At 44.7% G+C, this 452-nt stretch carries 1 protein-coding gene; it reads left to right on the top strand.

Features of this window, described 5'->3' with window-relative positions; all coding sequences use genetic code 11:
* Positions 1-3: 3 nt before the first annotated feature.
* Entirely contained in the window at positions 4-147 is a 144-nt protein-coding gene (locus K0039_RS25345) for an amino acid--tRNA ligase-related protein (protein WP_228106893.1), read from the top strand.
* Positions 148-452: the final 305 nt, after the last annotated feature.

The following is a 452-nucleotide window of genomic DNA, read 5'->3' as shown; positions in this document are numbered from 1 at the left end:
CCCATTGACCAGAATCTGATTGAAGCCTTGAAAGTCGGTATGCCTGACTGTTCCGGCGTGGCATTAGGTGTTGATCGTCTGGTGATGTTGGCGCTGGGCGCGGAGACACTGGCTGAAGTCATCGCCTTTAGCGTTGACCGGGCATAATTCTGAAAAATTACTGAATTAACAGCGAAGAATGGCGTGATAAGCGCCATTCTGTAGCATATGTTTTCATTTTTCCGTTAAAGGCCACAATTTAAGACTGGATATTTGATATCATCCAGGTATCAATTCTGTATTGGTTTTTACGCTGCCTGCTCAATGTTGCGCAGTGCAGTTCAGTGGGCACGTGTTATACACGCGCTGAAATGAAGGATGGTTTCATGCCTCACACGATAAAAAAGATGAGTCTGATAGGACTCATATTGATGATCTTTACTTCCGTATTTGGATTTGCCAATAGCCCATCG

This window comes from Terrisporobacter mayombei (assembly GCF_020748465.1).
Taxonomy (GTDB): Bacteria; Bacillota; Clostridia; order Peptostreptococcales; family Peptostreptococcaceae; genus Terrisporobacter; species Terrisporobacter mayombei.
The sequence above is the reverse complement of the archived record's forward strand: the minus strand, read 5'-3'. Positions and strand labels throughout refer to the sequence as shown.